Source organism: Enterococcus sp. DIV1726a, from assembly GCF_051710985.1.
GTDB lineage: Bacteria > Bacillota > Bacilli > Lactobacillales > Enterococcaceae > Enterococcus_B > Enterococcus_B hirae.
On the sequence record NZ_JBIOLS010000001.1, the window covers coordinates 2,250,396 to 2,276,965 of the forward strand.

The window sequence follows — 26,570 nt, forward strand, 5'->3', positions numbered from 1 at the left end:
ATTATTTTGATCATTTGATTCGAATCACATAGATATGTGAGCTATTTTAGTGATTTGTGACAGAAAAAATAAAATCTTTCACTTTTTTCTAAAAAGCTGTGCCTAGGTTGCTTTGTTAGTAAATAAAAAAGTCATTATCACGTAGTATCTCAGTAAATTCACTTTGATCCTTCCTAATCGTTCTCTGTTTCATTATTGTTTTGGTTTCATTTTGTCTTGAATTGATTTTAAAATCCCCTCAAAATAAGTCGTTACTTCTGACTCAGCAATATTAGTCAAAATGCTCCCAATCTCAGTGAAAATCAGGCAAGTCGTAAAAACCTTTACTAACGTAAATTCAAAATGAACGCCGTTTTGGATCAACACAAAATCAACGACTCCCGTCAGGATCAATAACACAAAATGACTGAGTTTTTTCCAAAGTCCTCGCCAACTTAGCGTTGAATACCAAACATGATTGACTTTTGCTTTGAGCCAACCTGTTATGAGATCTAATAGAACCACTAGAAAAAAACTGTGAATTAATGCTTGATCACTAGCAAAGACTTTCGTTAATGCCGTCATACTAACACCTCCTTTTAAACGTAATGACTGCGAAAGAAATGCCCTCCATAACAGACATTAGTTTGCAGTTTTGAGTCCCTTGCTTTTAGCTTTCATTATTTGTTTGATACACTATTCTTCTTTTTACATTGTCAGACCTTCCTTTCACTACTTTGCTAAAGATTTTTGTTTCCATTTAGATATGTTGGAAAATAATAAAATTTGTGACAAAAAAAAGGGACTGGGACAAAAGTTGTCTCAGTCTCTTCTAGTATCTCTAAAAACGAATAAACGGCGTTCAAGAAGCAACTCCTCAACAATAAGCCTGAATTTTTCAAAACATGAGAAGCTGTTTCAAAAAATTCTTTCTTATTGTCATCAGAGCTACCCGATGTTTTCACGACCTCTGATTCACGGTGAGACAAAAGTAGCATCTTCGGAAAATTTGCCGAAATTTACCAAAAATTTGAGAATCACCAAGTAGGTAACAATCAACATCAAAAACTAGTTTTTGTGTTTCTTGTCAATTTTCGGAAATTCCTTCTTATTTCTTGATGCTGAACACTTTTGTCTCAACCTCTTTCAACTTTTCACTGTTCTTAAGTCAACTTATTCGTTCACTATTAAATTTAGAGCTGTCATTTTATCAAGTTCTCTGCTTATTCAAAAAAAGAATTTTACAAAATATTCGTTGTGAATATTTGTAAAATCCATATTTTAGCTTAAAGTTAAATTTTATTCTAGGCTTTTTTCTTGTCATTTATTTTAATTATTTTTTACTTCTTCTGCTCTCTTTAAAATCGCATGTGCCAATGTTTCAGAAAAATTGATCTTCAATTCTTTGCCTAATTTATCTGCCCACTTAGGAATAGACACATTTTTACGTTCTCTCTTTTCCATGTCCAGATACTCTTTTATATTAACTGAAACAAGCGTGACAAATGAATCCTCTTTATTGTATGTATTTGTCTGCTCAAAAGGAAAAGAGTTTTCTACATTAATATTATTTACACTTGAGCTAGACGGCAATTTATTTTCTTCCTCAATATAATAAGACAATTGTAGCCCAAGATAGTCACTAGCCATCTGTATATCGTCGTTTATATCATTTGCTTGTGTTCCGTTCCCATCAATATGTACCTCTTTCGATTATTTATTTTTAGGTTATTGGTATGGAATGCTGTCTTTTCACCAATAACAATTATACTCTATCTATTTACTTCTCTATAAAATACAAATAAAGTACCTAAAAAACTAAAGAGACACTGGTTCATTATACAAAAAAAACGTAACAAGTAGTAAAGTACTACCTATCACGCTTTTAAGATTCGTTTTAATCAGACACATGGCGGATCCTGCTTAGTGCTGCTTCCTTCCAGATCTGACACGCTTCACAAGCCCGCCATTGTCCTAGCCTTTCGGCAAATAATAGTATACCTGATTTTTTTTTATTTGGCTAGCCTTTTTTTAATTTCTTTTTTCTTAAGCGCAACTCTCTAAAAAAATCCGTTAAAAGTTGGCCACATTCCGTTTCCAAAACGCCTCCTACTACATGGGCTTGGTGGTTAAAGCGTTCATCTGTCAATAAATTCATTAATGTTCCCGCTGTTCCGCCCTTTGGATCATACGCACCGAAGTATACTTCTTTGACTCGAGATAAAATCATCGCACCGCTACACATAGGACAAGGCTCGAGTGTCACATATAATTGGGCTTCTTCTAAACGCCAACTTCCAACATTTTGACAAGCTTCACGGATCGCAATCATTTCCGCATGCGTGGTTGCGTCTTGCGTGGTTTCTCTTAAATTGTAGCCTCTTCCAATGATTTCATCATTTAAAACAACAATCGCTCCAATTGGTACTTCCGCTAATTGTTGGGCTTTCTGAGCTTCTTCAATGGCTAAACGCATCCATTTTTCATGTTTTTCATTATCGATTTCCTTCATTTCCAATCGATCCCCTACTTTTCGTTTTCTTGCTTAACTTTAGCATAAGTCAAAAAGGTTGTAACTAGCTTTTTGTCTTATGGTAAAATAAAACATGAGGTGACTTTGATGGACTTGACAAAACTGATAACACTTTATCCTAATGCACAGAAAAAAAATTCCCCTGCTTCCGATAAAGGAATTCTCTCTTTAGCAATTGATGATTATTTTTTATGGATCGATCAATCGACGATTTCGACACAAGAAACAAATATTTTGAAAGCGTTATTCCCTGTAGCTACTGTCGAAGATAATCATCCATGGTATCATTATCTATTTGAAAATAAACCGCTAGTAGCAGAAGAAAGCTTTCGCATGATTCAATTTCACATTGATCCAAGAGGAGAATTTCTTAAGCGCCAATGGCAAGAAACAATCGGTGAAATGTTTTTCCACTTAGAAGATTTTTTCTTTTATACAGAAACCGATGCTGTACTGATTGAAAAAAAATGTCCTAGTTATCTAGAAATTTCTGAGCTAAGAGGTATTTTTCTTTCATTAGATGCAGACTTTGAAATTACTACCCAAGTATTTATTGGCTCATTTCATTTACCTTCTCCCAATTTTTCAGAATTGTTTTTTGAAGAGCGGAAAATATTTTTTGAAGAAAAAAAGCACTTTGCTTTACATGGTGGCGCAATCTCATTATCAGAGGTGGCTTTACATCATTATACAAAAGGAACAATGAACAACAATCAGTTAATTGCAAGTTATCAGGAGATGGTCAAACGGACAGAAATGGAAGAGATCATTTCAGTGTTATGGAAAAATTTAGGTAATATTAGTTCGACAGCTAAATCACTCTTTCTTCATCGAAATACATTGAAATACAAAATCGAAAAATTCCAAGAACAAACTGGGTTCAACTTAAAAGAAGCAAATGATTTACTGTTTTGTCATTTGCTCTTACTGCAAGAACAAACACATTGAACACAAAAAGCGAAAGTATTCGTTCATGAGACAAACCAATAATGTTTGTCCCATTTTCTAATACTTTCGCTCTTTTTGTACTTTTAACTTTACTTTTTTTGTTGCATCACATGATTTTATCAACGTAATGGAGTAAACGGTCTTTCACATCTTCCGTTGATCCTTTTAGAGAATCCCCATAGACAGAAATTTTCTTTTTGCCTGACTTGATCTTCGCCAGGATTCCCATCAAAGAATCTAAATCACTATCCGATAAATGTTCAACGATATCTAGTAGTTTTTCGTTTCCATCAAATGTCTCATTAACGAACTTTTTTACTTTTGCCCGGTTCGTCAAATGATGGATTTTTTCAATGACTTTTCCCGAAACAACTACTGCTGTCGCTACGCTTGCTGCTGCTGCGACACCTAATCCAATTGTTACTTTTGTTGATGTTTTCATCATTATCAGCTCCTTTTATCTATATTAATCATAGCATAGATAAAAAGATAAACGAACTATTTACCCTTTTTCACTTTCAAAATCGCCGAAAGATAAAACGCTGCCACCAATTTTTCTGATCATCTATATGAAAGGACGCTTCAGCATCGTTTCATCCATTTACTTAGGGGAATATTCAATATTTGTTAATACTTCAGGCAAGTTCTCTTCCAACTCAGCCAATTTATTCCAAATCAATGTCATTGTTTCAAAAAATTCATGAGAAGATCGATCTGAGTTCAAACTGCCTAATGCATTGAGCCAAAGTAATTCTAATAAGTAAGGCTCTTTGATCCCAGTATGTTCTTTGACATATTCTGAAAACGCACGTTTAAACAAGGAAGCCATATCTAACTCAGACTTAATCACTACTCCACGAATGCTTTCATGGATTGAAAAGAACTCTTTTAGTAGATGGACGATACTGAAGAAATCATCAATGACATATTCTGATAAATAGCGATCAAAACAGATCGTTATTTCTTCAAGTATTTTTTCTTTTAATATACGTATTGATTTAAAGTGGGCATAAATCGGATAAGTGGAACAGCCACAAAAAGAAGCTAAACTCCTAGCTGTTATCTTTGATAAGCCATTTTCTTCAGCATATACCATACTTTTAAAGAGTAAATACTCTTTGCTAAAATTTGTTACTCTACTCATACAATTCTTCCTTTCTCACTTTTGATCATTTTTTTAAAAAGACATTATTTTTAGTCATCTCTAAATTAAAGGTATTATTATTTAGAGGACAGTACTAATCCCCCATTAAAAATAACAACATAACATCAAAAAAATATATTTAGGTACAATTTCAACAAGAAGCTTATTTTATTAATAACTTTCTTCAATACTCAAAACCCAACATAACAAAATCAGCTAAATAACAATGTTTTTGTTATATAAATTGATTATTTAATCTGTTATAACTTGACAAAATGAGCGAAAAAAACAACAATAGAATAAACGATTGTTATATACCATTTAAATAACAACATGTACATACAACAACTACTACTATGTGAGAATAACATACATTAAAAACTCTTTCCACTCACAGTTTATGTCCTCCCATGGACAAAAAATAAAAGGAAAAGGAGCAACTTATGTTAACGGACGCAAAAAAGAAAGAATTGTTAGTATTCTATACCATTGTTCAAACCAATAAATGTTCCTTACGTGAATTATCTCAGGTTCTATCAATCCCTAAGAGAACGATCAAAGAAATCATCCGCAAATTAAACGGGACTATTTTTCAACAACTAAGTATCCCTAGATTCATTTACTCAACTGCCAAAGGCGAATTGAAATTAGATTCACAACATAAAGATGAAAAAATGGCGATCTTTCATTATATAAAATTGTTTTTTCTACGCGAATCAAATCGGTTTAATTTTTTATTGTTACTTTTTGATTCGCCACACAGTCGTGTTTCAAAAAAAATATTATTGGAAAAGTTGTACATATCTCCTTCTTATTTAGAAAAACTAACTAATCAATTAAACAAATCACTTAAAAAGTTCCATCTGCAAATCATCTCTCGCCAAAATTGTTACATTTTGAAAGGCGATGAATTATCGATTAGAATTTATATGTATTTCTTTTTTTCTGATGCTTTTCAGGGGATTGATTGGCCTTTGACAAATATGAAACTTTCCCAAGTAAAGCATACTCATTTATCCAATGAGCTTTTGATGACCAAGAAAACATCAAAGATACAAGAAAAAGTTTACTTATTAGTGGCAATCTTTTTAATGCGATCTGCTCATCATCAATTACCAGATGCTAGCCTCTTAGAAAGCTATGAAACAATGAAAATTTTAACTTCTACAAAAGATTTTAGCGGCGAATTGAAAAAACAATTGTCCCAATCCTTGCCTGAAAGTCTTGTCCAAAATGAAGTACTATACTTTAATTTTTTACTTTGCTATTTTTTTCCTAACCTCATTCCCGAACAACAAAAAACACTCTTTGGCTATGAGTTTTCTAAAAGTAATCATTCGCTTTGTCGACAAGTTTCTTTTCTGATCAAAAAAATAGCTGAGTCATTCCCTTCGATATCTGCTGGTGAAAAGAAGTATTATTACCATTATTTGATTATGATGCTGACGACGTTTATTTTTTTATTCCAAGAAAAAATCGATTACTTCCATGCACTTTATTATCCTTCTGAAAATATGAAAATCGATGCCTCGGATCAACGATTAAAAAAAATACAAATGATCATCGCTGACACGTTTACTTCTCAACCAAGCCAAAATTTACTGCACGAACATCTTAGTCGCTTGATCTATACACTTTTAAAATCGGAAGAAAATAAAAAATTAGCAATACATCTACAGATAAGCAAGGTCTTTTCAGGAAACTACCACATCGAAAAATTATTAAAAAATATTTTTAATCATCAGTTTTTACAAATCACCGAAAACCCTGAAGAAGCTGATTTAATCGTCACTGATTGGTTCGATACCCAACAACAAACGGCAGATATCTTTTATCTTGACCCTGAACGTGAAGATGAACTTTGGCTCCATTTATTCCATCTGATACAAAGACTCCACCAAAAATAATCCTTTTGTTTCCTTAAGCTGGAAAATAGCTGAAACAAGCAAAAAAAGTATAGGACAACCTGTTGTCCTATACTTAACTATTATCTTGATAGATAGCCCTATCTTATTCAACTCTTCGCGTTTGAACCAGGTCAAAGCGGTTTAACGATAATTACTTACGATTTTTCATTGCTAGTAAGGACCTTAATAATGTCCCATGTACTAGTCTCTACGATTACCACCGAATAATAAGATCAAACGAAGCAATTGTAAGAAAGTGGCAAGTGCTGCAGCTACGTATGTCAATGCTGCGGCAAAGAGTACGTGTCTAGCCATTGGTACTTCTTCTGCTGTCAGAAGACCACCTTCGCTTAGAATTTGAATGGCTCGTCTGGATGCATTAAATTCGACTGGTAATGTAACTAGCTGAAACAAAAGCGCAAGTGAAAAAGCAAAAATACCGATGTTGATCAATGTATCATTCCAGCTCAGTAAAACACCAATCAAAATCAATGGAAATGAAATCATCGAACCAAAATTAGCCACTGGAACCAGTGCGGCACGAATCTTTAGTGGCGCATAACCAACAGCATCTTGTACCGCATGCCCACATTCATGGGCAGCAACACCAATTGCAGCTACCGAAGTAGACTGTGCCGTTGCTTGTGATAAGCTCAACATTTTATTTCCTGAATTATAATTATCGGTCAAATCTCCTGCAATTTGTTGGACACCGACATCATTAATTTGTTGACTTTGTAAAATGTATTGCGCTGCTTGAGTACCCGTCACGTTATTCTTACTTCTGATTTTGTCATATTTACGAAAAGTACTGTTCACATAAGCTGAGGCAATACCGGAAATAACTAATCCGATGATCACTAACAAAAATGTAGGATCAAAAAAGCCATACATGCCATATCCATACATGATAAATCCACTCCTTTTTATTTTAACTTATTTTACCATGAGTGATCTAAAAAGAAGGTGAAAATACCTTGAGTGTATTAGAGTTTTTTAACAAATTCTGATTTTAATTTCATCGGTCCAAATCCATCGACTTTACAATCAATGTTATGGTCGCCTTCCACTAGACGAATATTTTTCACTTTTGTTCCTTGTTTGATGGCACCAGATGCACCTTTCACTTTTAAATCTTTGATCACTGTCACACTATCGCCTTCTGCCAAAGGATTACCATTAGCATCAAGAACGATCAAGCCATCTACTTGGTCCTGTTCTTCATTTGACCATTCATTTGCACATTCAGGACAAATAAATAATCCTCGATCTTCGTAAGTGTATTCAGAGCCACATTGTAGGCAGTTTGGTAATGTCATCTTCTTTCTCCTTTAAAAATAGCGTTGAGCATTATTGTAACGGATAACGTGTCTTTTGAAAAGAGAGACTTGTGATTTTTAAAACAAAGTTTAGTAAAAATCATTTTTACAACGAACAACTCTCTCTTCTAAAATAGTTACTATCTTTGATACGCATGACAAATCTCTTTGATTTCGTCATAAATTTCTGCCACTTCCTCTAAATCTTTCGCACTTGCGCCACTTGCGAGCGGATGCCCACCACCATGATGCTTTTTCGCTAATTCATTAATGATCGGGCCTTTCGAACGTAACCGTACACGGTAATATCCTTCAGGTTGTTGCACAAAGATTCCCCAAGCTAATACCTCATCAATGACACCAGGTAAGGAAACAACAGCTGCTGTTTCAGAATCATCAATTCCGTATTGCGAAAGGAGTTCTTGTGATAAAATCACTTTTCCTGCGCCATTTTCATCAACCTGGATATTTTGGTATAAATAACCTGAAAGTTTAGCAACTTTCATCGGCATTTGTTCAATTTCACGATTCAATGCACTGGCATCAAAAGGATAACGTCTTAAATCTGCTGCAATTTCCAACGTCCTGGCGGTTGTAGCTGGATATAGGAAGCGTCCTGTATCTCCTACAATCCCAGCATAAAGCAAACGCGCTGCACTGGTATTCAACGTTAACTCATTTGGAAACATGAGGGCAAACTCCGTAATCATCTCACTACAACTGCTGGCTTTCGTATCGACCCAGACCAGATCACCATACGGTTCATCATTTGGATGATGATCAATTTTTATTAATTTCTCACCTAACTTAAAACGATCATCACTGATTCTAGGTGCATTTGCTGTATCAGTGACGATGACCAAAGCTCCTTCATACACTTGATCATCAACTATTTGCATTTCTGCTAAAAAGCGCAAGCCCTCCACAGTTTCCCCGACTTGGTAAATTTCTTTTTGAGGAAACGTTGCTCTTAAAATCTCTGCTAAACCTACTTGAGAACCTAAAGCATCTGGGTCAGGACGTTGATGTCGATGGATGATGATTCGATCATATTTTTTTATTTCTGCTAAAATTTCAGATTGGACAGTCATTATTTCCCTGCTTTCTATGAACGTTCCATTACTTGGCAAACAACGATTGCCTTGGAAACGATCGTATTTTCGATATATACTTCAATGTCTAGTTTGGCTGATCTCCGACCAATTTCAAGCACTCTCGGACGAATATCCAATTCGCTTTCAAGTTGGATTAAACGTAGATAATGGAGACTCATCTGTTCGATCATGATATTTCTGCGTTGATTTAATACCATGGTTTTTTGTGCAACATCAGAAAGGATCTCACTTAATACACCAAATGAAATCGTACCGACCCCATTGACCATTTGAGGGGTAACCACAAATTTAAACTTTGGATTTGCCAAAAGATTCCCGTCTCGGTCTCGATCGATCGTTTGGATTCCTCCTGAGATTTGGTCAGAGATCGTATCTGCAATTTGCGGTTGTCGCTGAACTAACTGCATGGCTTTCATCACATCTTGCCGAGTAATCAGCCCTTCAAGCGTCAAATCATCCGAAACGACTGGCATGACTTCTAAACCATCCCAGATCATTTGATGGCTGACAGAAGCAACACTCATGGTTTTTTTCACACTGATCGGGTCTTTTGTCATGACCCGCTCAATTACTTGTGTATCTGCTTTACCAAGAACATCTTTAGCAGTAATAATTCCCATCAAGCGCATGTGACGGTTCACTACTGGAAATCGTGAATGGTGCGTTTCCTCTGATAGTTTTTGATAATCGGCGATCGTATCTGTTTGTAGCAGGTAGTGTGTCTTTTCTGCTGACATATAGATATCACTGACAAGCATAATGTCTTTTTTAATCAATTGATCACTCAAAGCACGGTTGATCATCGTTGCTACGGTAAAGGTATCATAAGTCGTACGAAGAATCGGCATCGCTAATTCATCTGCTAAGCGAGCAATCTCGGGGGTAGTGTCAAATCCACCAGTAATCAGCACGGCGGCTCCATCTTCTAAAGCTAATTTTTGAACTTCCGAGCGGTTACCGACGATCATCAGTGATCCTGGTGTGATATAGCGTTCCATCGCATGTTTCGTCATCGCACCGATCACAAATTTATTCAATACTTTGTCTAATCCTGTTGCGCCTCCCAATACATCTCCTTCAATGATCCTGACGACTTCCCCAAACGTCAGTCGTTCAATATGTTTTTTCAATTTCCGCTCAATCCGGATTGTTCCGACACGTTGGATCGTTGAAACTAATCCGATATTTTCAGCATCCTTGATGGCACGATAGGCCGTTCCTTCACTTACGTTTAATTCTTTTGCTATACTTCTGACTGAAATACGATTTCCAACCGGTAAGCTTTCGATATATTCTAAAATCAAGTCATGTTTCGTCGCCATATCTTTAACCTACACTTCCAGCGTTTCAGAAACGCTCATTATTTTTCCTTCGTTCCCTGCCAACTTCTCAATAAATAGTTGAGGATCTTGTTGGATAACAGGAAATGTATTGTAATGGATAGGAACGACTAGCTTAGCGCCAATCCGTTTTGCTGCTCTCGCTGCATCTTCTGGTCCCATTGTAAAATTATCACCAATTGGTAAAAAGGCAACGTCAATGGTAAATTGTTCGGCAAGTAAAGCCAAATCACTAAAATCAGCGGTATCTCCTGCGTGATAGATCGTTTTTCCTTCTGCTTGGATCACAATCCCACTAGGTTCGCCCATATAAAGCGGTGTGCCAGCTACCTCATAACTTGAGCTGTGCTGGGCAGGAACAAATTTTACGATCCCAAATGGAAATTCATATTTTCCACCAATATTCATCCCATGTCCTTTGGCACCTAACTGTTCCGCATAATTGGTAATCTCAACAATGCTGATAATCGTTGCATCATTTTGTTTAGCAATCGGCACCATGTCTCCTACATGATCGTTGTGCCCATGAGTAACTAAAACCCAGTCTACTTCTACCTTATCCACTGTTAAATCTGTTAACGGATTGCCTGTAATAAACGGGTCGATAATCAAGCGTTCACCATTTTTCATTTCGATCGACACACATGAATGTCCGTGATAAGTAATTTTCACTTTTCTCGCTCCTTTTACTTTCTTTCATACATTAAATAAACCGATTTCATTTAGAGAATAATCCTAAATAATAGTACAGTACATACGTAATCATTGTAACAGATAATACAGTTTGTACCAAGTGGCAAATCAGCTCAAACCACTCTAAGTACGCTACTCCACTAACTCTGCATACGTAAAAGGAACTATTTTTTCGAAGTCTGTTCTAGCAATCTTAATGCTTCTGCCAATTTCGCCACTTGACATGACCAACATTTGCTTTTCTTTGAAAGATGCATCAACTAAAAAAAGATAATCTGGGTGTTTACGATAAATGCCGATCGGTGTATTTGCACCATGTGGATAATCTGTAGATGCCATCACAAAATCCATTCCGGGAAAACCGACTTTGTGATCACCAGAAATTTTCCTGGTTTTTTTGTAATCTAAATGTTCAGACAATGGAACAACGGCAATGATTACACCTGTTTTATCCCCTTTCAAAACTAATGTTTTACAAACACTGTTTTGATCAATTTGTTTTTGCTTGAGTATTTTTTGAAAATCATTCAATTCTGTCTGATTAAATGTCAGAGCTTCGTAAGAAATTCTTTCTTTTTCTAAATATTCTTCTACTTTTGTTTTCATCTACTATCTTCCTTCCATTTCCTTCTCTTTTATTTTACAAAAAAATAGAAAAAAAAGAACGAGCAAGAACTTTGGTTCAACTGATACAAAAAATGGTATGGAAAAGTCACCTCTTTAAAAGATTACGACCTTTTCCACACCATTATTGTTTCAATTATTTTTTGCCTCTACGTTGTGTTGCTTCCATGATCACTGGTAAAATCACTGGACGACGTTTTGTTTGTTCAAATAGGTAGCGTCCTAATTGATCTCGAATGTCTTGTTTTAATTTACTCCACTCAAAGTCGTTACTTTCCAAGTGTTTTTCCACGATTTCTTCGATCATCGTCCCACTTTCTTTCATCAAATCACGACTAGCTTTGACATAAACGAAACCGCGAGATGTGATTTGTGGTTTTGAGACGATTTTCTTTTCACGGCGACTAATAGTAACTACAGCTACAAAGATACCATCTTCTGACAAGATTTTACGGTCACGTAACACAATATTACCAATATCACCAATTCCTAAACCATCGATCATCACATTTTCAGCACTGATCGTTCCAGCGACACTCATCCGTTTATTTTTATATTCCAACACATCACCACGTCCTGTGATGTAAATGTTTTTGTAAGGGATCCCGACGGCATGAGCTAAATCAGCATGAGCAGCTAATTCACGATATTCACCTTGAACAGGAATAAAATAAGTTGGTCTCATCAAATTAAGCATCAACTGAAGATCATTAGGGTTCGCATGTCCAGACACTCGCATGTTCTCAGAGATCAATTTGACCGTACCACCTGCACGATAAATGATATCCTCTGTTTTAGCTACCATCGTTTCCATCGCAATACTTGGAGTAGTTGTGATATAGACTAAGTCGCCTTCTTCGATTTTGATATTACGGTGGGTTTTATTGGCCATTTTTTGCAATGACTTAATTGGTTCACCCATCCGTCCAGTTTCTAAAATGATGATTTCTTCTGGTTTGTATTTCTTCATGTCCTTCAAGGTCACAAGCAAATCTTCACTCGGAAGTTGTAGTTTTTCCAGACGCATTGCTGTTCGGATGATCCGCTCAAAATCTTGCCCTGTCAATACTACTTTTCTTTGTGCCTTTTCGGCTGCATCCAAGACTTGTTGAACCCGCTGTAGATTACTTGCCACACAAGCAACGATGATTCTACCTTCCCAATACTTGATCGTATCGAAGACTTCATCCGCAATCTGTAGCTCTGATGCAACAGGAACTGAGTTTTCAGCGTTCGCTGATTCACTAAGTAATGCCAATACGCCTTCTTTACCGATTTCTGCCAAACGAGCATAATCAGTTTGATACATTGGAATAGCTGTCTGATCGAATTTAAAATCGCCTGTGTAGACAATGCTGCCCTCTTTGGTTTTCAAGTTGATCCCGACTGAGTCTGGAATCGTGTGGGTGGTTCGGAAAAAGCTGACGATCGTCTCGCCAAAATCAATCTCCGTGTGTTCATCGACTACATGGAAATCTTTGAAACCTTTTGCTGCATCATTTCGTCCCACACTCAATTTAGCAAGCTCGATCGTTAACTCGGTTCCAAATACTGGTACAGAGAGCTTAGAAAGTAAATAAGGTAACGCTCCGATCGCATCTGCATGTCCATGTGTCAAAAAGACTCCCGCTACCCGATCAATGTTTTCTTCCAGATACGTAAAGTCAGGAATGACTACATCAATACCTAACAATTCGTTTTCAGGATATTTTAAACCACAGTCTAAAACAAAAATATCTTCTCCCACTTCAGCGATGTACATATTTTTTCCATTTTCACGTACGCCGCCTAAAGGGATAATTTTAATGGTACTCACAAATTTCACCTCTTCTTATGATGTCCAAGTTTAAAGACATCGATTCTCTTCTTTAACTAAATAGATGATTCATCTCAATGAGCAACTCACAAAATTTTAGCTGACTTCTTCTATTGCTTAGCAAGAAAAAGCAGCTGATTGACAGTCCTCTTGTTTATCTTCTGCCATTTTTGAATAAGTTTCATTAAAGCGATGAATCGATTATTTTTAACACAAAAGTCGAAAACAATGGATTCGACTACTCCCCATCATTATACAACAAATTAGATAAATCGCTAGCATCTGCTATTTTCAAGAAAAAAAGCCTGGTTTTATAAAGCACAACCAATCTTGCCTCAAGTCGTTGATTAAAACAGTCTCAATTTAACAAACTGTCTACTTTTATCCGTTCTTCTGTTACAAACATACTCCGTCTATTTTACCATATTTTTAGAAATAACTATAGTAGGATTTTCGATCTCAATAAAAGCTTTCTTACTACAAATCACTTCAAAGCTCTATTAAGTTCATTGACTTATAATTATACTTATCATAATTCGAGAGAGTACATCGATAGATTTGCTGGAACGCATACTAAAAAAAGACGGTAGAATTGGTATCGTGGCGCACCTCAAAAGTTCGTTTACTAACTATAAGAGGTGCAAAACACAATAAACCAAATCTATCGTCTTTTACAATCAATCTTCCTTAAGAACTCGCTTTGGATAAAACCAGAGGATCATTCTCAAAGTTTTAACCAAACTTCTCTTTTGGAGAAACTATTTTTTATCATCTTTTTTGGAGAATTTTTCTTTGACATCTTCAAAGCCTTCTTTGATATCATCGCCTAAATTACGAGCTTTTTCTTTGATATCAGCACCAAGTGATTGTGCTTTTCCTTCAGCTTCTTTGCTTTTATCATCTGTTGCTTTACCGTAAGCTTCTTTTCCTTTACCAACTACTTTGTCTTTTGCATCTTCAGAACGTCCTTTTAAATCTGCCATCTTAATTCCTCCCTTAAATTTCTCATTTCTAACTATCTAACTATTATCAGGGTATCATCAACTTGAAAAACAGACAAACAGTATGCTCTTAGATCGTTTTTTCAAAGGTTCCCCACACTTTAACTTCTTTGTTTTCAACCATTACTTGTCCTTTGGCGATCACTGTTTCGATGGCTAAGGTTTCTTTGTCAAGTATACATAGATCAGCATCGTTCCCTACTTTGATTGTTCCTTTTCGCACCAGCTTTAACACACGAGCGGGATTGACTGTGATTGCTCGCAAGGCTACTTCAAGTGGAATCTCTTCTTTTTCTACCGCTTCTTTGATACCTACCAGTAGTGATTTTGCGCTTCCGACACCCATACCAAGAAAGTGATTTTTTTCATCAAAGTAAGGTAAACTTCCTTGTCCATCAGATGACATTGTAAAATGATCAAGGGAAACGCCAGCTTCGATCAACTGTTTTAAAGCTTTACTAAAGCGGACTTCCCCATCTGTTCGTTCCCAAAAATCAGGATCTTCGCTCGCTGTGAAGTCAATTGTCCCACCTTTTTTCGCAAACTCGATACAAGCTGTTAAAAGTTCTGGCGTGCGGTTGGCATGGGTAGGTAAAAATTGCGTAATCGGAATCTCGGTTTCCTCAACTACCCTTGTTAATAACTCTAGTTTACGTTTTCCTCCACCTAAATGGACATTGACGATACCAGCTTTACCAGACAACATACCTCCTACTCGGGCATCAGCAGTTGCTCGAGAAAATTCTTCAAATGTAGGCTGAGATGATCGATGGTCAGAAACAGCAATTTCGCCAATTCCGATGATTTTATCAATTGTCAAAAAATCTTTGATGATTGAATCCGTAACCGTTTTGAGTGGTAACCGATAAGAACCTTCATAGACGTAAGTTGAGATTCCTTCTGCTTCTAAGCCTTTTGCCTTACTGATAAGTGCAGTCATGTCACGACCTTCACCATCTGTTCCCAAACACCCAACAACTGTTGTTACACCCGCTGTCGTCAATTGACTTAAAGTTACTTCTGGCGTACGATTTTGAAAACCGCCCTCTCCACCTCCACCTAAAAGGTGAAAATGGCAATCAATAAAGCCCGGTGTCAACACTTTCCCACTACCGGAAATTTCTTCCACTTCTAACTCAGCATAGCCACCGGTCAACGCTTCTTCAAGCGCAATAATTTTATCCCCGGCAATCAATACATCCATGACCCCTAAATAATCTGGTGCATAGACCTCAATTTGACGAATGATTTTCATTTGACTTCATCCTTTCTGATACCGATATTTTGATTTTCTTTGTTTCAAAAGTAACTATTTTTAGTATAAAAAAGCCGAAGAATAATGAAAATAAGACAAACTATTTTCAGTCTCTTCGGCTTGCTTTCTATAAGTCAACTTTTTGGCTAGTAAGTTTGAAAAAGCATCGAGTTCCTCTGTCATCAGAAAAAACACGATTCGTGGATTCTTCACTAGCCTTAACTTTATTGCTTCGCTATTGTAAGCCGATTGCTATAGCAATCATGATAAAGATAGTACCTAGGACAAAAAAGAAGCCTTGCATTTTGATTTGGAATCTTGCCCATTTTGCCCACTCGATACGTGCAACACCTAAGACACCAATCAAACTAGCTGATACAGGGGTAAAGGCATCCATAAATCCAGCGCCTAATTGATAAGCTAATACAGCTACTTGACGAGAGACCCCTACTAAGTCAGCAAGTGGTGCCATGATTGGCATCGTTAACGCCGCTTGACCAGAATTGGATGTCACGACTAAATTAAACAGGCTTTGGAAAATATACATTGCCCACGCTCCGATAGCCGCTGGTACTCCTGCTAAAGCTGTACCGATGCCATGTAAAATGGTGTTTAAAGCAGAAGGAACAGAAGCATCTGAGCCACCTAATACTAATAAGATCCCTTTTGCCATCCCTACAACGATTGCTGTTCCAGCTAGATCAGCAGCACCCGATTGGAAAGAAGAGGCAATATCATTGATCCGCATGCCATCCAATTTGAAGATTACTGCAATGATCCCTGCGACTAATCCCATAACAAAAAATTGTGAAGCAATTTCTGGGATATAATACCCTTCTTGCGTAACACCCCAAACGATCCAAACCAATACGATGAGCATTTCAAGTAAAATCAATTTGTGTCCCAACATAAACGCTTTTTTCTCGTCGGTTGTTTTTTTCAAATGACTTCTGAAATAATCATCCGATTTATACGTCAATGAGCTTTCAGGGTTTTTACGGATTTTCTCCCCATAAATCATCAAATAGCCAGCAGATAACGCTGTGATAACGACCCACATGATCAATCGGAACGTCGCACCCGATAACACTGGAATGCCAGCGATCCCTTGAGCAACTGCTACACTAAACGGACTCATCCAGGAAGTCGCATTTCCGACTTGAGAGGCGACATACGTGACTGTTACTGCAACGATCGAGTCATAACCAAGAGCTATCACAAATGGGACCATCACCATAGAAAAAGGAATGACTTCCTCTGCCATGCCGAATGTCGCGCCACCGAATGAAAAAGCAAAAAATAATAGCGGTAAGGCTAAACGCTCCAGTCCCCTTGTCTTACTGATGAAAGCATAGATCCCTGCATCAATTGCCCCGGTGCGCATGATAATTCCAAAAGCACCACCAACAACTAAAATAAGTGCAGCGATTCCGACAGCCGATCCATACTTGTCTCCTGAAACTAACCCTTCAAAGACAAAATTCAAAAATCCGAAACCACCAAAATCATCGGTCCCCCATACTCGAGCCGTTTTATGGAGTTTTTTTGAAGTATCATAAATGCGTTCGCCAAATTGGTCATAAAGTACATCATCTGTTAAAGAGATTTCATCTAACTTTTCTTGCGTTAATTTCTTTTCACCTTCAGAGATCACTTCTTCTAACCCTTTTTCAGGGACTTTTAATTTCTCTCTTTCCGTCGGATCATTTTGTAACTTCTCTAATTGATCAAATACATAGGAGCGATCCAAGGCATAAGCATAACGAAATGAATCTTGGCGTAATACAGTTCGCGTACTTGTTTCTCCGTTTGCATCTTGGTATTCGATATCTTGTGTACTAAATTTTCCTGCTGGTACAATAAATGTCAGCAACCAAGCAAGGATGACCACTCCAAAAATGATGACATAAGTATGGGGTGTCGTCATTTTTGTGAGATCCCGTTTGGATTTCCCCGAAGACACTTGCTTCTTCACTATGAAGTCTTCCTTTCTATCTTTAAATTTTTATGAATAAAACAATCAATATCAGATTAGATTATACAGCAAAAAAACGCTAAACACATTAATTATCTATTAAAGCAATCTTTTTTATTTTTGTTAAAAGCAACCAAAAAAAGTTAAATAATTCTCTTGTATTTTGTGATGCAAGGATATAATCAATTAGTTTCATATGATATCTTTACTTGTTTTATTATTTATGAATAAAAACCAATTATATTTTATCATTTTTAAAATATGTATATTTTTTCAATATTCGATATAAATAGAATTTTTTATTCATTATTTATCCGAAAAAACGAATAAAAAAACAGATAGTCTATTAGAAAAATAGCTGCTTCAGACTTTTTTAATCTATAAACAATCTTCATTGCAATAATCATAACTAATGTACTATAATTGCAATGTAAAGAGTTTTGGGGAAGACTCTTTCATCAACGTGTATTAAGAGACAAAAAAGAATTCAAGTGAATTCTTTTTTGTCTCTTCTTTGTGATATTTTGCTTGTTTTAACTATTGAAAAAAGATGTTACCTTGCTCTACTTTTTACACTAACACTTAGAAATCGCCGAATGTTCCTAGTTTTATTCAAAGGTGTCCCTTTTTCATCTACTTCAAGGCAATGTTTCCATTCATTCTATTTTTACGTTCCCTAACGAATCAGCTGGCAGACTGTAAAATATAGGGTTTGCTGCAATAGTAATATGGTAGCGATAGAGGAACTATCACAAAGAGCAAGCTCAACTTCTGACAATGATAAAGCGGTATCATTCATTTGTGCATGGTTATCCAATACTAGGTCAGCAAATTCAAACAGTCGCAACCCATTACTGTGTTGTGATTTGATACTTCGCGAGAGATCAAATCCAGTAACAATAATCAGTAAATGACCATTTGACTTGATCCATTGAGCTAACTCCACAATACTTGGATCCCTGCCTTCATTGGAAAGAAGTAGAAAAATATCTGCTTGTTTGACAGAGAGCTGATCAATGATCGCTTTTCCTGTTCCTTCCAAAGTTTCATATATCCCATTTGCCGGATTTTCAATTAACTTGCCCGGTATCATTTCAGGTAAATGCTCCCAAAACTCAAATGCTATCCCGCTTAGTGTACGACTAGCAAAGATTTGTAAACGTCCACCTAATGAAACTTGACGAGCAATTAAAGAAGCAGCTTGAACCATCAAGGGTTCTTCGATTCTTAATTTCTTTTCTAGTTGCTGATAATAATCAAAATAGTGTAAACTCATTTATTTCTCCACCTTTAATTTCACAACAAAAACAGCAAGTGCACTAAAACATAAAAAAAGAAATCAGTTAAGACGTATCAACCTTTTGCTTGAAAATGAAAGATAAAAAAAGGCATTGAGCATACTGCCCAATACCTTGACATAGTAAATAAACGAGCTACCGACCATCGAAAAACCGACACAAGGGTAGAAATCTCCCCAGAAATTAGGTACAATAAATACGGTCGATGCCTTGCATTGACTATGGCAAATGATCGGTCAGGGTGTATACGTGTGACTGGTCATTCCCTGATAGTTAGTTGCCGCTAACTATTAGGGAGCCTTTTTTTATTCTGCTGTTTCTATCTTTAATCATTTTAAGTAATCTATCAGACAAGTGCAAGTCCGAAAAAATAAAAAAACCATGGTCTGTTTTCTTGACATATAAATCAACTTTTTTAACTGAACAAGAATCCTATCACGATAGGATTCTTGTTTTTAGATTTATTTTTTAACAATGATAACAGCCAATATCTACTTAAATAAATAAATTTGCCGTCCACAATTAAATATGTCATGATCATTTTTTTGTTTAGCCTACCAAGATGACTCTCCCCTACTGCTTTTCGCTAACTCCCATTCCTTAAATGGCATACTCAGACCCTAAAACCAGACAAAAAAGCAACCGCTCATCCAAATAAAATGGATTTAACCAGCGGTTGCTTTGTTCTAACGAAAAACTCAAGCGAGCAATAACCGTAGTTGCAAGCTACATGGATCAACTTTCTTAACTCACTGCTTTTAGCGTTTATCTGATCGTTTTGTTCTGCGATGAGAAGCCGTGTGTCTGCCTTTTTTGCCGATATGAACGCCTCTAAAGAAATAAGGGATAAAGATGACGAAATAACCTATGATAAATATCAAAGCAAAAATCATAGCTTCCCACGCACCTAAAGCAAGTTCAAGCATAACACTTAAAATAGAAATTGTTGCTAAATACCAGATAAAAATCAATAATTTCTCTTTTTTTCTAGCCATTTGAATGAAAACATATCCACAAATTAGCACCAATGGAGTCAAAAACAACCAGTTATTTCCTTCCATCAGCCATTTCAATCCATCAAGAAGTGTTTGACCGATTGTAATCAATTTTCCCATACAAAGCTACACACCTTTTCTGTATTTAAAAGTCAATTTTGCCATAACTCTTTTATATTACTACATAATAAGAAAAATGACGTTTATTTTAATAGCTAACAAAAAGTATTTTACTAAAATTTAAGCAACGAACTAGATAAGACCAAGTAAAAGTACCTTAGTTTAGAAATTATAACTCTTTACTAAGTTGTATCAGATACTCTTTAAGGGCAGCGCCGATTTCTGGATGTTGTAACCCATAATCAATATTGGTTCGCATGTAACCATATTTATCACCAACATCATATCGTCTCCCTTTAAAATTTCTTGCATAGACTTTTTGATGGCGATTTAATGTATCAATCGCATCCGTTAATTGGATTTCATTGCCCGCACCTGGTGTTTGCGTTTCGAGTATTGGAAAAATGTCTGGTGTTAATAAATAGCGTCCAATAATGGCAAGGTTACTAGGCGCCTCTTGAGGAGTAGGTTTTTCTACCATTTTTCTTACTCGATATAACCCAGTTTTTTCTTCCTCTCCAGGATCAATGATTCCATATTTTCCTGTATCTTCTGGCAAAACTTCCATCACTGCAATCGTTGATGAATGAGTTTCCTCGAAGTCCATCATTAGCTGTTTTGTCAAAGGGACTTGATCCACCATCAAGTCGTCCCCTAACATGACAACAAATGGTTCATCTCCTACAAATGCTTTGGCCTGAAGAACTGCATGCCCTAATCCTTTAGGGTAAGATTGTCGGATAAAATGAAGATTAACAGCTTCCGTTTCCTTGATGGTACTTAATAAATCGAGTTTTCCCTTCTCACGCAGATTTAATTCCAATTCAAGGTTAGCATCAAAATGATCTTCGATCGGACGTTTTTCTTTCCCAGTAACAATTAAAATATCTTCAATCCCAGATTTTAACGCTTCTTCAACAATGAATTGGATCGTTGGTTTGTCAACAATAGGAAGCATTTCTTTAGCCATTGCTTTTGTCGCAGGTAAAAAACGCGTGCCTAAACCACCTGCAGGTATGATTGCTTTCTTAACTTTCATACACCCCGTCCTTTCATTTCAATATAAGCCCTTAGCTTAATGAAAATTCATTCTCTATTTTACCATCTCGCAACATGATTTCTTTGGCTGCTTGTTTGATGTCTTCTCCATTATATAATACATTGTAGATTGTCTGTGTGATCGGCATCTCTACCCCTAGTTGTTCCGCTAATTCAACCGCAGCTTTAGTAGTAGAGACTCCTTCAACCACCATTCCCATATTCTCAAGTACTTCTTCTAAATTATGTCCTTGACCAAGCAAATTTCCTGCTCGCCAGTTACGAGAATGAACACTTGTACAAGTCACGATCAAGTCACCTACACCACTCAAGCCAATAAATGTCAATGGATTGGCACCCATTGCCACTCCTAGACGGCTAATCTCCGCTAATCCTCGAGTCATGATCGCCGCTTTTGCATCATCACCAAAACCTAATCCATGGATGGCACCAGCACCGATAGCAATGATATTTTTTAAAGCCGCACCCGTTTCAACTCCGATGACATCATTATTCGTATAAATTCTAAAATAATCATTCATGAACAGATCTTGCACGTAGATTGCCGCTTGCTGATCAATGCTTGCAGCAGTAATGGTCGTAATATCATGAACAGCAACTTCTTCCGCGTGGCTTGGTCCAGAAAGCACGACGATTGCCTTTCTTTTTTCCTCTGGAATCTCTTCAGCAATAACTTCAGAAATGCGTTTATGTGTTCCTTGCTCTAACCCTTTACTTGCATGAATGATGATTGGTTTAGTATTCATTTTCTCAATCAATTCTTGAGCAACTGAACGAATAGCTTTCGTTGGTACAACGAATAAAACCGCATCGACATCCTTCACTGCTTCTGCTAATTCTTTATAACCGATAATCGTTTCGGAAATTTTTAGGTTAGGTAAAAATTGTTTATTTGTATGATACTGATTAATTTCATCGATTTGTTCAGGAACATTTCCCCAAATACGAACATCATGTCCGTTTTCTGCTAAGGTTTGCGCTAAAGCAGTCCCCCAAGAGCCTGGGCCTAAAACTGCAATTTTTTGTTTCATTGATATTCCTCCAAATAGTTGATAGTAACTATTATAGTATAGATACTCTAAATGTTGAAAACTATTTTTCCCGTTTTAACAGTTTGTTTAACACTTGACATTGTTGTATTAAGATACATTTTAATTTTATGTCATTCAAAGCGTTATAATTATCATATAAATAATCATTGAATCAACTAGAAAGGGGGGCTAGAATATGTGGTCTGTTACACCGCCATTTTAATTAATGTTTCAGTTATTTTTATTCCAGCGATATGGGTTGCATCGTTTGTCCCATCACTTTTGTACGATCGTTACTAAATGATAAAAGAAGAAAACACCAGAATTCAGATTGAACTGTGTGTTTTCTTCTTTTGTTTATTCTCTCATCCTGAACAACTGAAAATAACTATTTAGATCAGAGCATGTAAAATGGTTGCGTGGCTTATCTTATATTTTGATTCTGACAATTTTATGTAAAAAAATCAGAGTGCGCTTTATATGTGTATGTCCTCATTACATCCTCATTGTAATAGCCCTGACATACTGCACTCTGACTCTTTTTTTATTTTGTTAACTTTATTAACTGATCTTCAGCCATAATACTAAAGCCACATCAGGTTCCCAACCGATTTGTCCCATGTGGATGTTACGACAACGGTAAAGATTTCCTTTATAGGTCACAATATCACCAATATTATATAATTTCCCAATTTTCCATTCTTCTGCTTGATTATCTGCTGTCGTTTTCGCTGTCACTTGTTGACTTTTCTTAGAAATACCAGAAGAATTGACTGCTGCGATTTGATAAGTGTATGTCGTATCAGACATTAATCCCTTGTCTATAAAATCTGGTGTCATCGTGGTTGTTAATAGAACGCCATTTCGATAGATTTCATAGCCGATGACCTCTTCTTTCGGATCATTTGCAGACCAACCGAGTGTCACAGAGTTTTGCGATACACCTTTTACTACTAGACCAGTTGGTATCGAAGGGGCTGGTAATTGTGAACCAGCTTGTGTTCTGATCGTTAATACGTCAGACGATGTTGAGCGATTTCCTGATGTATCGACTGCTTCAACCGTAAATGAATAGGTTGTGTCAGGGGATAAATTGCTCACCGTATAATTGGTTGTGTTACTAGTCCCAATGAGTTGCTTGTTTTGATAAATATTATAATGAGAAACACGCACATTATCAGTAGAAGCTGACCAGCTTAATGAAATGCTTGATTGCGTTGCGGTTCCTTTTAAATTTTCTGGTTTAGAAGGTTTCTCAGTATCTGGTACTTGCTCTTTGAACAATCCTTGATAAGCATTCGCAAACGACTGATTATAGGCAATTCCAGCTTTATTTCTGCCCTCGTCCCAATTGACACTCCATGTCATGATTCCTTTTAATGGCGTTTGATCTTTTGTCATTTGTTCAAACACTTGATAGACCTTTGAAGGATCTTTAACATAGCCATTCGCTGCGGCATCTTCGTTAGCTGGGATCCCTAGAGCTAGTTTACTTGCCGGAATTTGGATAAAGCCACCGCTTCCTTCATTAAATGATTTTGAAATCCCGTACAAAAATTCATACTTTTTATTGTCATTGTTTTGGGCAATCCATTCCGTCCCAACACTAATCCCATCGCCTGCTTGATTATACAATTGAGGGGCAATAAAGTCATATTCATTTTGTAAAGCTGTAATGTATGGTACATATGCCCCATTTGTTCTTAAGTATGGAAATTCAGGCGCCATTGAGATAATAAAATGTTTGTTTTCTTTCTTGTAATGCTCACGAACGATTTTTAATGCCGCCGGAATGACTGTTTGATTATCCCCAGCAGCCACCGCAGTTTGTTCCAAATCAATATCTAATCCATCAAAGCCATATACTTCTACTAACCGAATGATTTCATTCGCAAAAGCTTGTTCCTGGCCACGATGTAATTCAATATGTGAATCTGCTCCTCCTAGAGAAATAATGACTGCTCGCCCTTGCGCATTCAATGTTGCTACTTTTTCACGAAAGGCCTGATCCGTCATATTATAAGGTTTAAAAGTAGGAATCCCTTCTCCTTTCATAAACGAAACCGTCACTACATTGTAAAAAGGATTTATTTTGGCCAAATCAATGTCGGCTGGACGACCTCCTTGATAGCCTGCGCCTTGTTCCGCTTGCCAGTTATGATAGTATCCGACTGCAATTTGTTTATTCGCGAGGTCAGGCATCGTGTCTGCTGCATCAGCTGCAAAAACCGTCGTACCTCCACTTACTATTGCACTAAACACGCCTACAGAAAATAATACTAGTTTTTTCTTCATCAAACCGCCTCCATTATTCTTTATTACATAACATATTACACCACCAATTAAAACGATTACAATTATTTGCATAGTATTGCAACACCCAAATAATCGATTACGCACTTTTTCTTTAAAAGCGCGCAAAAATGACGCTTTATTTAAATTTTATTACATTTGTGATATATTTAAAAAAACATCTACAATATATATAAAAAAACACTAGGAGGATAAAGATATGACTAACCATTCGTCTCTGATTCGTAAGTTAAGAAAAGAACGTGGCTTAACACAAGAACAGTTGACACGAGGTATCTCACAACGAGGAACCCTTGCAGCGTTTGAATCAAGAGGAACAAAGATCAGTTTTGAACTATTAGTTAACTACCTTGAACGAATGAACATTACTTTAGAAGAGTATCAATTTCTTCTTAATAGCAATTCACTTACGAATAAACAAAAATTAACCAACTATCTCATCTCATCCAAAAAAATCACTCACGAACAAGAATTAGAACTACTAAACGAATACGAAAAAACAGGCAGCATCTACTATCGTTTGATTTATGCCCAACGAAAATTGATTATGAACTACCTCTACAACCATACTGATACCAATTTGAAAATAGAAGAAGAAATTTTTGTGATCAAAAATTATCTTGAAAAAATTGAAACCTGGGGACATTTTGAACTAACGATTTTTTCAAACTGTTTGTTTATTTTTGATGATCAATACATCATCCATCTCTTTCAAACCAGTGTATCAAAAATGAAAACGTACATAGACGCTACCTACTATTCAGAACTTTTCTCTAATTTTATTCTTAATGGTTTACGCCTCTCATTTAACCGTCATTCTGCGATTCTTAGAAAACTTTTTCTATGCGAACTGAAAAGATTAACGCAAAACCACAAACAGTCAATTGATCTTGCCCAGTATAAATTATTTGCGGCTTTGGATCGATTAGCAGATGGCGATCATTCAGCCATCCCGGAAATCGAAAAGGGTCTTCGTTTTTTTGAGTGGTTAGATTTGACTAATGCTAAAGAATATTTTAATAATCTCAAAAATTTATTGATTGAAAGCAGTTTACAAAACAAAGCTAATTAACAATAACGAACCGGAAGATGTTATTTTTGTTGTAATGCTAGACAAACAATCTAAGCTTACTGTTCTCCTCGTTATACTAAATTCATGAAAAGAAAACCTTTTCATAAAAATCATTTTGGAGGAAAGTTATAATATGAAAAAAAGTTCTTTATTAGGGTTAGGTTTGGTTTTAGCAACGACAGGATTGACAACATTATCTTCCGTCAATGTTTCAGCACATGGTTATGTTATCTCGCCAATTAGCCGTGCCTATCAAGGTCAATTGGATAAAGAAAACATTGGCTATGATTTCGCAGTTCAAAAATATGGTCCGATCATTAATGAACCACAATCACTAGAAGCTCCTCAGGGATTCCCTAAAGGTGGACCAGCAGATGGAAAAATCGCTTCTGCAAATGGTGCAAGAGGATTTGAATTAGATAAGCAAACTTCTAGTCTATGGACGAAACAAAATTTAACAGGGGGAGCGACAAAATTCACTTGGAAGTATACGCAATCACACCCAACTAGTAAATGGCATTACTATATCACTAAACCAGGTTGGAACCAGAATAAACCACTTTCTCGCAATGAACTTCAATTGATCGGCGAAGTCCAAGGAAAAGGTGCGCAAGCTAGCACGAGTCCAACTCACACCATTACGATCCCAAATGACCGGATAGGTTATCATGTGATTTTAGCAGTTTGGGATGTAAGTGATACATCAAATGCCTTCTACAATGTTATTGATGCGAATATCCAACCTCGTAGTATCTTAAATGATTTAAATGAATCCATGTGATTCTCTTTAACTGAACAATCAATCATTCTTCATTTTCTTTACTGTTTATTGAAAACATTTGCTCAATCTTTCCCACGATGGGTAGTTCTAGTATTGCTAGGCTCAACATCGTGGGATCTTTTTCGTTTCACTTTTGCCACTCATCAATAATAAGAGCGTATCAGAAAGAAGTTATCTTTTATCGAACGCTTTTTCATGATAGCGAACTGAGCGAACTTTTTTAGGAACCATACTTTTTTTGTTGCAATAACA

Annotated in this window: 24 protein-coding genes and 1 other RNA gene; 4 read left to right on the plus strand and 21 right to left on the minus strand. The window is 36.4% G+C overall.

From position 1 onward, the window contains the following. Positions 1 to 192 precede the first annotated feature (192 nt). From IGJ27_RS10200 to tadA, 4 genes are all read right to left on the minus strand, one after another. Positions 193 to 564 (minus strand): phage holin family protein, encoded by a 372-nt coding sequence (locus IGJ27_RS10200; RefSeq protein ID WP_053766345.1) that lies wholly within the window; start codon positions 562 to 564, stop codon positions 193 to 195. A 744-nt stretch (positions 565 to 1,308) separates the two neighbouring features. Further along, positions 1,309 to 1,629: a hypothetical protein gene (locus IGJ27_RS10205; protein WP_178305745.1), complete on the minus strand. Its 321-nt coding sequence runs from the start codon at positions 1,627 to 1,629 to the stop codon at positions 1,309 to 1,311. 245 nt (positions 1,630 to 1,874) lie between these two features. After that, an RNA gene (gene ffs / locus IGJ27_RS10210) (signal recognition particle sRNA small type) lies at positions 1,875 to 1,959 on the minus strand. A 40-nt stretch (positions 1,960 to 1,999) separates the two neighbouring features. Further along, a complete protein-coding gene (gene tadA, locus IGJ27_RS10215; RefSeq protein WP_010720731.1) occupies positions 2,000 to 2,491 on the minus strand; it encodes a tRNA adenosine(34) deaminase TadA in 492 nt (163 codons plus the stop codon). A gap of 108 nt (positions 2,492 to 2,599) precedes the next feature. Here tadA and IGJ27_RS10220 point away from each other — a divergent pair, with 108 nt between their 5' ends. Continuing rightward, the gene (locus IGJ27_RS10220; RefSeq protein ID WP_010720732.1) at positions 2,600 to 3,460 is read left to right on the plus strand and encodes a helix-turn-helix domain-containing protein; all 861 of its coding nucleotides are present in this window, start codon (positions 2,600 to 2,602) and stop codon (positions 3,458 to 3,460) included. A 106-nt stretch (positions 3,461 to 3,566) separates the two neighbouring features. Here the strand turns inward: IGJ27_RS10220 and IGJ27_RS10225 are convergent, their stop codons facing one another. Together IGJ27_RS10225 and IGJ27_RS10230 are read right to left on the minus strand one after the other, a co-directional pair. Beyond that, positions 3,567 to 3,902: a hypothetical protein gene (locus tag IGJ27_RS10225; protein WP_010737193.1), complete on the minus strand. Its 336-nt coding sequence runs from the start codon at positions 3,900 to 3,902 to the stop codon at positions 3,567 to 3,569. Between the two features lie 159 nt (positions 3,903 to 4,061). Beyond that, a complete protein-coding gene (locus IGJ27_RS10230; protein ID WP_010720734.1) occupies positions 4,062 to 4,604 on the minus strand; it encodes a hypothetical protein in 543 nt (180 codons plus the stop codon). 443 nt (positions 4,605 to 5,047) lie between these two features. Here IGJ27_RS10230 and IGJ27_RS10235 point away from each other — a divergent pair, with 443 nt between their 5' ends. Further along, a complete protein-coding gene (locus tag IGJ27_RS10235; RefSeq protein ID WP_010737192.1) occupies positions 5,048 to 6,511 on the plus strand; it encodes a helix-turn-helix domain-containing protein in 1,464 nt (487 codons plus the stop codon). 201 nt (positions 6,512 to 6,712) lie between these two features. Here the strand turns inward: IGJ27_RS10235 and IGJ27_RS10240 are convergent, their stop codons facing one another. The 15 genes from IGJ27_RS10240 to IGJ27_RS10310 form a co-directional block, all read right to left on the minus strand. Continuing rightward, positions 6,713 to 7,420 carry a zinc metallopeptidase gene (locus IGJ27_RS10240; protein WP_010720736.1) on the minus strand — a complete coding sequence of 236 codons (708 nt, stop codon included), beginning with the start codon at positions 7,418 to 7,420 and terminating at the stop codon, positions 6,713 to 6,715. A 77-nt stretch (positions 7,421 to 7,497) separates the two neighbouring features. Then, the gene (locus IGJ27_RS10245) at positions 7,498 to 7,830 is read right to left on the minus strand and encodes a zinc ribbon domain-containing protein YjdM (RefSeq protein ID WP_178305744.1); all 333 of its coding nucleotides are present in this window, start codon (positions 7,828 to 7,830) and stop codon (positions 7,498 to 7,500) included. Between the two features lie 140 nt (positions 7,831 to 7,970). Next, positions 7,971 to 8,921, minus strand: coding sequence for a DHH family phosphoesterase (locus IGJ27_RS10250; protein WP_178305743.1), 951 nt, complete (start codon positions 8,919 to 8,921; stop codon positions 7,971 to 7,973). 14 nt (positions 8,922 to 8,935) lie between these two features. Beyond that, positions 8,936 to 10,267: a DRTGG domain-containing protein gene (locus tag IGJ27_RS10255; RefSeq protein WP_010720739.1), complete on the minus strand. Its 1,332-nt coding sequence runs from the start codon at positions 10,265 to 10,267 to the stop codon at positions 8,936 to 8,938. Positions 10,268 to 10,276: 9 nt separating this feature from the next. Continuing rightward, positions 10,277 to 10,957: a metal-dependent hydrolase gene (locus IGJ27_RS10260; RefSeq protein ID WP_010720740.1), complete on the minus strand. Its 681-nt coding sequence runs from the start codon at positions 10,955 to 10,957 to the stop codon at positions 10,277 to 10,279. Between the two features lie 153 nt (positions 10,958 to 11,110). Beyond that, the gene (locus tag IGJ27_RS10265; RefSeq protein WP_178305742.1) at positions 11,111 to 11,584 is read right to left on the minus strand and encodes a YbaK/EbsC family protein; all 474 of its coding nucleotides are present in this window, start codon (positions 11,582 to 11,584) and stop codon (positions 11,111 to 11,113) included. A gap of 154 nt (positions 11,585 to 11,738) precedes the next feature. Further along, on the minus strand, positions 11,739 to 13,418 hold the full coding sequence (locus IGJ27_RS10270) for a ribonuclease J (RefSeq protein WP_010720742.1): 1,680 nt from the start codon (positions 13,416 to 13,418) through the stop codon (positions 11,739 to 11,741). Positions 13,419 to 14,176: 758 nt separating this feature from the next. Continuing rightward, the gene (locus tag IGJ27_RS10275) at positions 14,177 to 14,401 is read right to left on the minus strand and encodes a CsbD family protein (protein WP_010720743.1); all 225 of its coding nucleotides are present in this window, start codon (positions 14,399 to 14,401) and stop codon (positions 14,177 to 14,179) included. A gap of 88 nt (positions 14,402 to 14,489) precedes the next feature. Then, positions 14,490 to 15,674, minus strand: a complete 1,185-nt coding sequence (iadA, locus tag IGJ27_RS10280) for a beta-aspartyl-peptidase (protein ID WP_178305741.1) — start codon at positions 15,672 to 15,674, stop codon at positions 14,490 to 14,492. 235 nt (positions 15,675 to 15,909) lie between these two features. Further along, complete coding sequence (gene yfcC, locus IGJ27_RS10285) at positions 15,910 to 17,649, minus strand: putative basic amino acid antiporter YfcC (protein WP_010720745.1); 1,740 nt, start codon at positions 17,647 to 17,649, stop codon at positions 15,910 to 15,912. A gap of 676 nt (positions 17,650 to 18,325) precedes the next feature. Beyond that, positions 18,326 to 18,925, minus strand: coding sequence for an SIS domain-containing protein (locus IGJ27_RS10290; protein ID WP_178305740.1), 600 nt, complete (start codon positions 18,923 to 18,925; stop codon positions 18,326 to 18,328). Positions 18,926 to 19,705: 780 nt separating this feature from the next. Then, on the minus strand, positions 19,706 to 20,062 hold the full coding sequence (locus IGJ27_RS10295; RefSeq protein WP_178305739.1) for a hypothetical protein: 357 nt from the start codon (positions 20,060 to 20,062) through the stop codon (positions 19,706 to 19,708). A 169-nt stretch (positions 20,063 to 20,231) separates the two neighbouring features. After that, positions 20,232 to 21,101, minus strand: coding sequence for a UTP--glucose-1-phosphate uridylyltransferase GalU (galU, locus tag IGJ27_RS10300; protein ID WP_034700586.1), 870 nt, complete (start codon positions 21,099 to 21,101; stop codon positions 20,232 to 20,234). 31 nt (positions 21,102 to 21,132) lie between these two features. Continuing rightward, positions 21,133 to 22,152, minus strand: a complete 1,020-nt coding sequence (locus IGJ27_RS10305) for an NAD(P)H-dependent glycerol-3-phosphate dehydrogenase (RefSeq protein ID WP_178305738.1) — start codon at positions 22,150 to 22,152, stop codon at positions 21,133 to 21,135. A 561-nt stretch (positions 22,153 to 22,713) separates the two neighbouring features. Next, entirely contained in the window at positions 22,714 to 24,447 is a 1,734-nt protein-coding gene (locus IGJ27_RS10310) for a fibronectin type III domain-containing protein (RefSeq protein ID WP_178305737.1), read from the minus strand. 217 nt (positions 24,448 to 24,664) lie between these two features. On the opposite strand from IGJ27_RS10310, the gene IGJ27_RS10315 reads away from it, so the two are divergent. Then, positions 24,665 to 25,537 carry a helix-turn-helix domain-containing protein gene (locus tag IGJ27_RS10315; protein ID WP_178305736.1) on the plus strand — a complete coding sequence of 291 codons (873 nt, stop codon included), beginning with the start codon at positions 24,665 to 24,667 and terminating at the stop codon, positions 25,535 to 25,537. A 133-nt stretch (positions 25,538 to 25,670) separates the two neighbouring features. Further along, complete coding sequence (locus tag IGJ27_RS10320; protein WP_010737182.1) at positions 25,671 to 26,318, plus strand: lytic polysaccharide monooxygenase auxiliary activity family 9 protein; 648 nt, start codon at positions 25,671 to 25,673, stop codon at positions 26,316 to 26,318. The last annotated feature ends 252 nt before the right edge of the window (positions 26,319 to 26,570 follow it).

Excerpts from the sequence above, each read along its gene's own strand:
- IGJ27_RS10315 (WP_178305736.1), top strand. The coding sequence starts at position 24,665 with ATGACTAACCATTCGTCTCTGATTCGTAAGTTAAGAAAAGAACGTGGC.
- IGJ27_RS10310 (WP_178305737.1), bottom strand. The coding sequence starts at position 24,447 with ATGAAGAAAAAACTAGTATTATTTTCTGTAGGCGTGTTTAGTGCAATA.
- IGJ27_RS10250 (WP_178305743.1), bottom strand. The coding sequence starts at position 8,921 with ATGACTGTCCAATCTGAAATTTTAGCAGAAATAAAAAAATATGATCGA.
- IGJ27_RS10230 (WP_010720734.1), bottom strand. The coding sequence starts at position 4,604 with ATGAGTAGAGTAACAAATTTTAGCAAAGAGTATTTACTCTTTAAAAGT.
- IGJ27_RS10235 (WP_010737192.1), top strand. The coding sequence starts at position 5,048 with ATGTTAACGGACGCAAAAAAGAAAGAATTGTTAGTATTCTATACCATT.
- IGJ27_RS10265 (WP_178305742.1), bottom strand. The coding sequence starts at position 11,584 with ATGAAAACAAAAGTAGAAGAATATTTAGAAAAAGAAAGAATTTCTTAC.
- iadA (WP_178305741.1), bottom strand. The coding sequence starts at position 15,674 with ATGAAAATCATTCGTCAAATTGAGGTCTATGCACCAGATTATTTAGGG.
- IGJ27_RS10200 (WP_053766345.1), bottom strand. The coding sequence starts at position 564 with ATGACGGCATTAACGAAAGTCTTTGCTAGTGATCAAGCATTAATTCAC.
- IGJ27_RS10245 (WP_178305744.1), bottom strand. The coding sequence starts at position 7,830 with ATGACATTACCAAACTGCCTACAATGTGGCTCTGAATACACTTACGAA.
- IGJ27_RS10290 (WP_178305740.1), bottom strand. The coding sequence starts at position 18,925 with ATGAGTTTACACTATTTTGATTATTATCAGCAACTAGAAAAGAAATTA.
- IGJ27_RS10255 (WP_010720739.1), bottom strand. The coding sequence starts at position 10,267 with ATGGCGACGAAACATGACTTGATTTTAGAATATATCGAAAGCTTACCG.
- IGJ27_RS10205 (WP_178305745.1), bottom strand. The coding sequence starts at position 1,629 with ATGGCTAGTGACTATCTTGGGCTACAATTGTCTTATTATATTGAGGAA.
- IGJ27_RS10225 (WP_010737193.1), bottom strand. The coding sequence starts at position 3,902 with ATGAAAACATCAACAAAAGTAACAATTGGATTAGGTGTCGCAGCAGCA.
- IGJ27_RS10220 (WP_010720732.1), top strand. The coding sequence starts at position 2,600 with ATGGACTTGACAAAACTGATAACACTTTATCCTAATGCACAGAAAAAA.
- IGJ27_RS10275 (WP_010720743.1), bottom strand. The coding sequence starts at position 14,401 with ATGGCAGATTTAAAAGGACGTTCTGAAGATGCAAAAGACAAAGTAGTT.
- IGJ27_RS10240 (WP_010720736.1), bottom strand. The coding sequence starts at position 7,420 with ATGTATGGATATGGCATGTATGGCTTTTTTGATCCTACATTTTTGTTA.
- IGJ27_RS10295 (WP_178305739.1), bottom strand. The coding sequence starts at position 20,062 with ATGGGAAAATTGATTACAATCGGTCAAACACTTCTTGATGGATTGAAA.
- IGJ27_RS10320 (WP_010737182.1), top strand. The coding sequence starts at position 25,671 with ATGAAAAAAAGTTCTTTATTAGGGTTAGGTTTGGTTTTAGCAACGACA.
- galU (WP_034700586.1), bottom strand. The coding sequence starts at position 21,101 with ATGAAAGTTAAGAAAGCAATCATACCTGCAGGTGGTTTAGGCACGCGT.
- tadA (WP_010720731.1), bottom strand. The coding sequence starts at position 2,491 with ATGAAGGAAATCGATAATGAAAAACATGAAAAATGGATGCGTTTAGCC.
- IGJ27_RS10305 (WP_178305738.1), bottom strand. The coding sequence starts at position 22,152 with ATGAAACAAAAAATTGCAGTTTTAGGCCCAGGCTCTTGGGGGACTGCT.